Genomic DNA, 6,020 nt, shown 5'->3' on the forward strand with positions numbered 1-6,020 from the left:
CCCGCCCAGCCGACCACCGCCCGGCCGACCGCCGGCCGACCCCGCCCGGTCGACCACCGCCCGGCGGACCCCGCCCGGCCGACCACCGCCCGGCGGACCCCGCACAGCAGTGGCTTGCCCTGGCCCGCCGCCGTGGCGCCCTCAGCGCAGTCACAGCGGCACCACCCCATGATGGGCCGATGCGAGCGGTGATGTTCCAGGCGTACGGCCCGCCCGAAGTCCTCACCCCTGTCGACCTGCCGAAACCCTTGCCCCGTGGTGACCAAGTTCAGGTTCAGGTGCACACGACCACCGTCACCTCCGCCGAATGTGGCATGCGCCGGGGTGAACCACGCTGGGGCAGGCTCATCCTCGGACCACTCCGCCCCCGCAAAGGTGTCCGCGTACTCGGGCTGGAGTTCGCCGGCCAGGTCACGGCGCTCGGCCCGGCAGCAAGCCGGTACGAGATCGGCGACCGGGTGTTCGGGTTCACCGGCTTCGGCGTCGGGGCCAACGCCGAGTACAAGTGCCTGTCCGAGCGGGCATCACTCACCACCATGCCGGCGAACGTCAGCTACGCGCAGGCCGCGGCAAGCGTCGACGGCTTCACCACCGCCTGGTACTTCCTCCGCGAACTGGCCCAGGTCCGCAAAGGACACCGGGTCCTGGTCATCGGCGGCTCCGGCAGCATCGGCACGTACGCGGTCCAGTTGGCCCGCCGGACCGGTGCCGTGGTCCACGCCGTGTGCAGCGGCCGCAACGCGGAACTCGTCGATTCGCTGGGGGCGGAACGGGTCTACGACTACACCGTCGAGGACTTCACCGCCGGCGGGGAGCGGTACGACGTCGTCTTCGACACCGTGGGCCGGAGCTCGTTCGCCCGGTGCCGGGCGGTGCTGGCGCCGCACGGCTGCTACCTGCCGACTACGGGACTGGTGAACAACGTGCTGGCCCTGCGTACCGCGATCACCGGCGGACCGCGGGTGCGCACCGGCATGTCGGTACGCAAGCACGCGGCCCTGGCCGAACTGCGCGACCTGCTCGCCCGGGACGAGCTCCGCGTCATCATCGACCGCAGCTACCCGCTGGCCGACCTGGCTGAGGCGCACCGGTACGTCGACAGCGGCCACAAGACCGGCAACGTCGTCATCACCCTCACCTGAACGTCAAGCTGACCTGAACCTGAGCTGGCGAGGGGAAGCGATGATGGCAGCGTGTCCCGAACACCGGAAGCCTCTGGCGTAGAGGTCGACGACCGCACGGTCGGCGGCCTGCTCGCCTATCACGCGCTGATCGAGATCCGCGCCCTGGCCGGGAAGCCGAGCCGGCAGCCGGGAACCGTGAACACCGACGAGGTCCTGGCGGAGATCCGGACGCTGGCGGACCGGGCGCACAACCTCCCGCTGGGACCACGCCCGCAAGGGAGGTGGCGATCGACCCGCGCGGCGTGTCAGTCCCCGGGAACGGGCCATGCGGGCGCGGCCGATGAGCTACACCTGGCACACCATGGGCGAGCAGTGGCGAGCGTGGATGCTGCGGCACATCTCTGAGGCGGGATACCGGTGGACGCCGCCTCCTCCCCTGCCCACGCCCGGCACGAACGGCGGCCGGACTTCCTTGCGGCAGCGGCTCCGCGCTCTGACCGGCCGGCTGAGGTAGTCACGGCTTCCCTGAGCGACTTCCGCCGGCACCGCTCCCCAACAAAGCCGACGTAAGGCGTCCCTAGCAGCTGCCGCGAGCACCGCTCCCCCAACAAAGCCGACGGAACGCGTCTCTGGCAGCTGCCGCGAGCATCGCTCCACTGACAGGGCGGCCGAGGAAGTCACGGCTTCCCTAGCGGCTTCGCGGCCATCGTCCCACCGACGAGCCGGTGCTCCGGCAGCATCAGGTCCGGCTCCCCCACCGTCGCTGCCCACCGCTCCGCGTCGTCCCGCGGCTCGTAGCCGATCGCCCGGCCGCCCACCGCCGACCACCACCGCCGGGTGTTCGCCGAAACTCCCCACACCAGCCGCCACCCGGTTGCCCCGAGCGACGCCTCCACCAGCCGCGCCACGTCATCGGGCGAAAGCCACACCGACAGATCCCGCGCGTCGCCGGGCTGCTCAACACACGAGCCGATCCGCAGGCAGATGACGTGCAGGCCGTACCGGTCGTAGTAGAGCCGGCCCAACGCCTCCATGGCCGCCTTGCTCCAGCCGTAATAGGAATCCGGCCGCGGCGGCACGTCGTCGGCCAGGCCCTCCGGGCCGGCATCGGCACGCTCGTACAGGCCAACCGCATGGTTGCTCGACGCCAGCACCACCCGCGGCACCCCGGTGTCGTGCGCGGCCTGCAGCACCCGCTCGGTCCCCCGCACATTGACCGCCAGCACGTCCTCGAACGGGCCCTCACCGGCGATCCCGCCCAAGTGGACCACCGCGTCCACGCCCCGGCACGCCGCCTCGACGGCGGCCGCGTCGGTGACGTCCAACGCCTCGACCCCGTCTCCGGCCCGCACGTCGGTCAGGCGCAGCTGGTGGTGGCTCAGGCGCTTGCGCAACATGTGCCCGATGGAGCCGGACGCCCCGGTCAGAAGGATCACAGCCATGGGCAAGATGTGCCCACCCGACGCCATCCCATGCCGAGCCCAGCGGAGACGCCCTCCAGGGAGGGCACCCGTGTGGGGGAAGGCGCCGGGCCCGGAAAGACACCGGGCCCACGGAGGTCGCCAGGCCCAGGAAAGCACCAGGTCCCGGAGGAAAAACGCGCCGGGTCCCAGAACTACCTCAAGGCCCGGCGGCTCACATAAGCGTAGATTCCCTCCGTGGCCACCTACGTCCTGATCCACGGCGCCGGCGACGTCGGCTGGTACTGGCACCTGGTCGAGGCCGAGCTGCAAGCGCGCGGCCACGACACCGTCGCGCCCGATCTGCCCTGCGACGACGACTCCGCGGGCCTGCCCGAATACGTGGACACGGTGATCGGCGCGATCGGCGACCGCAGCGACCTGATCGTGGTCGCACAGTCGGCCGGCGGTTTCGTCGCCCCACTCGTCTGCGACCGGGTGGCAGCGCGCCTGCTCGTGCTGGTCGCGCCCATGATTCCCGCACCGGGCGAGGCACCCGCCGACTACTGGAAGCACACCGGCTACAGCGAGGATCTGGCCGGACGATACGACGATGAGATCGCCCTGTTCTATCACGATGTCCCACCGGACCTGGCCGCCGAGGCCCTGAGCCGCGGTCGCGACCAGTCCGAGACCCGGATGAATGAGCCATCGCCGCTGAAGGCCTGGCCCGCCGTCCCCACCCGGGTGCTGATCTGCCGTGACGACCGCCTGTTCCCGCCCGGCTATCTTCGCCGCGTCGCCCGGGAACGCCTGGGCATCACCCCGGACGAGATCGACGGCGGACACACTCCCGCGCTGAGCCGGCCGCGCGAGCTGGCGGAACGTCTGATCGCGTACGGGTGATCAGCGACGGACAGCGGCCACCGCGCCGTAGCCCGTGGCTTCCGCGGGGCTCGGCCGCGGTCCGTCCCCCTCCGGGCGCCAGTCCGACACCGAGACGATCCCCGGTTCCAGCAGGTCGAGGCCCTCGAAGAGGCGGGACACCTCGGCGAGCGTACGCGGGGAGAAGCGCGGCTTGATCCCCTCGTTGACCGCGTTCATGGCGGCGATCGTCTCCGGGTCCAGCGGGTCGAACGTCGCGTGCGACAGCACCAGGTAACTGCCCGCCGGCAGCTCGTCGACCAGCCTGCGCACGATGCCGTACGGGTCCTCGGCGTCCTCGACGAAGTGCAGGACCGCCACCAGCAGCAGCGCCACCGGCTTCGACCAGTCCAGGGTCTCGCGCACGGCCGGGTCCCGCAGGATCTTCTCCGGGTCGCGCACGTCGGCGTCGATGTACGCGGTCGCGCCCTGCTCGGAGCTGGTCAGCAGGGCCCGGGCGTGGGTGAGCACCAGCGGGTCGTTGTCCACATAGACGATGCGGGACTCCGGGGCGATGCCCTGGGCCACGTCGTGCACGTTGTTGGCGGTCGGCAGCCCGGTGCCGATGTCGAGGAACTGGCGGATGCCGGTCCCGGCGGCGAGGTGGCTCACCGCGCGCTGCATGAAGGCGCGGTTCTCCCGGGCCGCCGTACGGATGTGCGGGAACACGGCGGCGATCGCCTCGGCGGCCTCCCGGTCGGCTTGGAAGTTGTCCTTGCCGCCGAGCCAGTAGTCGTACCGTCGCGCCGGGTGCGGCCTGGTCATGTCGATGCGGGACGCGCCGCTGGCCCACTGCTCGTCGGTGCTCACCACGGTCTCCCGTCATCCTTGACAATGTGGCGCCGGGTCCCGCAGCAGCGTGCCCGCGAGCTCCTACCGGGCCATCGTAGTGCGGCGATCACGCCGGCCGATCCGGCCCCACGGCTTCACCACGCTGAGCACCGTCGCGACCGTCAGGGCCGTCAGGGACACGGCCGGCGGGAAGAACAACGAGGAGACCTCATCCGGAGGTTGCGCTCCGGACCCCAGCTCCCGACCGTACGCGGCGACGGCCGCCATGCCCGGCTCCAGCGCGACGATGATCAGCGTGCAGAGCACCAGGTTCAGCGCCAGCTTCACCGCCACCCACCAGTAGCGCAGCAGCCCCCACTTGGTGCCCAGCCCCAGCACGAGGCCGCTGAGCAGGCAGATCAGCCCGGCCGTGAGCATCGGCCACACGGCGAAGGCGGCCAGCGCCCGGTAGGCCAGGCCGCGCACCTCGGCGTCCGACCCGTAACGGCCGGTCCAGACCAGGACGGCGACCATGACGTCGATGCCGATCCAGGCGCCACCGGCGATGATGTGCAGGATCAGGGTGGCCCGGCGCCACCTCCGGCCGAGGACGAAGCCGCTCACCGCCGTGGCGGGCCGGGTCGCGGGCATCGTTGATGCTGACCTCATCAGGCTCTCCTCAGGGTCCGGTGCGGCGCGGACGCGCCGCAGGCTTCCCTGTCACGGTGCCGGATCGCCGGGCCCACCGCGTACGTCGAGCAGCGACTCATCGGCTACGCAGCCGGCCGTAGCAACGCCCCGGGCCTGCCCAACGCCGCCCACCGGGTCAGGCCGCGCACCGGGTCAGCCGGCGCGGCGCGAAGGTCAACCAGCGCAGCGCGAAGGTCAACCAGCGCGGGTCAACCAGCGCGGGTCAACCAACACGGCGCGAAGGTCAACCGGCGGGCGCGTCCAGGGCCGGCGCCACCACCGCGAACGCCTGGTCGGTCAGCTCGGCGAGCCGCTGCTCGTCGTCGCCCGGCTGCCACTGCTGGAGCACGGTGTCGAACACGACCAGGGCCATCCCGGCGGCGATCCGTGGATAGGGGTCGGTGTCAGGGTCGAGGCCGCGGCGGGCGGCCAGCTCGGCGATCAGTCCGGCCCGCCACTGGGTCTGGCGTTCCAGCCAGCGGGCCTGCAGGGCGGGGGTGTCCAGGACCAGGCGGACCACTTTGCGGGCCCGTTCGATGTGGTCGGGATGGTCGGTGCAGGCGGCCAGCGGCACCCAGACGGCGTGCCGCAACGCGATCGACGGCGGCTCGGCGGCGGGCCGCTCGGCCAGCGCCGCGACGATGTCGGCGCCCATGTCGGCCAGGAACCGGACGACCACGTCCTCCTTGGACGCGTAATAGCGGTTGAAGGTGCGCCGGGACATGCCGGCGGCGGTGACGATGTCGTCGACGGTCACCGCGTCGAAGCCACGGGTGGCGAGCAGCATCAGGGCCGCGTCGCGCAACTCGTCGGCGACCAGCTGGCGTTTCCGCTCCGCCACGCTGCTGTCGGCCCGAGATCGCATGGGCAGATGCTACGTCAGGCCCTCCCTGTCTGACCGCGCACATCTTGACTCACTGTGCCACGGATAGCACAGTGGGACGCATGACTGCTGACGGCTGGACCGAGGCGCAGATTTCCGACCAGAACGGCCGTACCTTTGTCGTCACCGGCGCCGCGAGCGGGCTCGGCCTGGCCACGGCCCGGGCGCTCGCCGCCCGCGGCGCGCGCGTCGTACTCGCCGTACGGGATGAGGAGAAGGGCCATCGCG

At 71.6% G+C, this 6,020-nt stretch carries 8 protein-coding genes; 4 read left to right on the forward strand and 4 right to left on the reverse strand.

Annotated elements, in window-relative coordinates:
* The first annotated feature begins 179 nt into the window (after window positions 1-179).
* Together AB0C29_RS29540 and AB0C29_RS29545 are read left to right on the forward strand one after the other, a co-directional pair.
* Window positions 180-1,142, forward strand: a complete 963-nt coding sequence (locus tag AB0C29_RS29540) for an NAD(P)-dependent alcohol dehydrogenase (protein WP_360826796.1) — start codon at window positions 180-182, stop codon at window positions 1,140-1,142.
* Window positions 1,143-1,193: 51 nt separating this feature from the next.
* The gene (locus AB0C29_RS29545) at window positions 1,194-1,529 is read left to right on the forward strand and encodes a hypothetical protein (protein ID WP_360826799.1); all 336 of its coding nucleotides are present in this window, start codon (window positions 1,194-1,196) and stop codon (window positions 1,527-1,529) included.
* A 272-nt stretch (window positions 1,530-1,801) separates the two neighbouring features.
* On the opposite strand, the gene AB0C29_RS29550 is transcribed toward AB0C29_RS29545, so the two are convergent.
* Entirely contained in the window at window positions 1,802-2,566 is a 765-nt protein-coding gene (locus AB0C29_RS29550; RefSeq protein ID WP_360826802.1) for an NAD(P)-dependent oxidoreductase, read from the reverse strand.
* Window positions 2,567-2,782: 216 nt separating this feature from the next.
* Here AB0C29_RS29550 and AB0C29_RS29555 point away from each other — a divergent pair, with 216 nt between their 5' ends.
* Window positions 2,783-3,430 carry an alpha/beta hydrolase gene (locus tag AB0C29_RS29555; RefSeq protein WP_360826805.1) on the forward strand — a complete coding sequence of 216 codons (648 nt, stop codon included), beginning with the start codon at window positions 2,783-2,785 and terminating at the stop codon, window positions 3,428-3,430.
* Here the strand turns inward: AB0C29_RS29555 and AB0C29_RS29560 are convergent, their stop codons facing one another.
* From AB0C29_RS29560 to AB0C29_RS29570, 3 genes are all read right to left on the reverse strand, one after another.
* Window positions 3,431-4,258, reverse strand: a complete 828-nt coding sequence (locus AB0C29_RS29560) for an SAM-dependent methyltransferase (RefSeq protein WP_360826808.1) — start codon at window positions 4,256-4,258, stop codon at window positions 3,431-3,433.
* Window positions 4,259-4,321: 63 nt separating this feature from the next.
* Window positions 4,322-4,888 carry a hypothetical protein gene (locus tag AB0C29_RS29565; protein ID WP_360826811.1) on the reverse strand — a complete coding sequence of 189 codons (567 nt, stop codon included), beginning with the start codon at window positions 4,886-4,888 and terminating at the stop codon, window positions 4,322-4,324.
* A 265-nt stretch (window positions 4,889-5,153) separates the two neighbouring features.
* Window positions 5,154-5,774 carry a TetR family transcriptional regulator gene (locus AB0C29_RS29570; RefSeq protein WP_360826814.1) on the reverse strand — a complete coding sequence of 207 codons (621 nt, stop codon included), beginning with the start codon at window positions 5,772-5,774 and terminating at the stop codon, window positions 5,154-5,156.
* A gap of 80 nt (window positions 5,775-5,854) precedes the next feature.
* Between AB0C29_RS29570 and AB0C29_RS29575 the strand changes: the two genes are divergently transcribed.
* Window positions 5,855-6,020: SDR family NAD(P)-dependent oxidoreductase (locus AB0C29_RS29575; protein ID WP_360826818.1), on the forward strand; the 166-nt coding region annotated here is incomplete at its 3' end.

This window comes from Actinoplanes sp. NPDC048791, from assembly GCF_040650095.1.
Lineage (GTDB): Bacteria > Actinomycetota > Actinomycetes > Mycobacteriales > Micromonosporaceae > Actinoplanes.

Coding starts and splice junctions, on each gene's coding strand:
- AB0C29_RS29570 (WP_360826814.1), bottom strand. CDS start 5,774: ATGCGATCTCGGGCCGACAGCAGCGTGGCGGAGCGGAAACGCCAGCTG.
- AB0C29_RS29550 (WP_360826802.1), bottom strand. CDS start 2,566: ATGGCTGTGATCCTTCTGACCGGGGCGTCCGGCTCCATCGGGCACATG.
- AB0C29_RS29565 (WP_360826811.1), bottom strand. CDS start 4,888: ATGAGGTCAGCATCAACGATGCCCGCGACCCGGCCCGCCACGGCGGTG.
- AB0C29_RS29540 (WP_360826796.1), top strand. CDS start 180: ATGCGAGCGGTGATGTTCCAGGCGTACGGCCCGCCCGAAGTCCTCACC.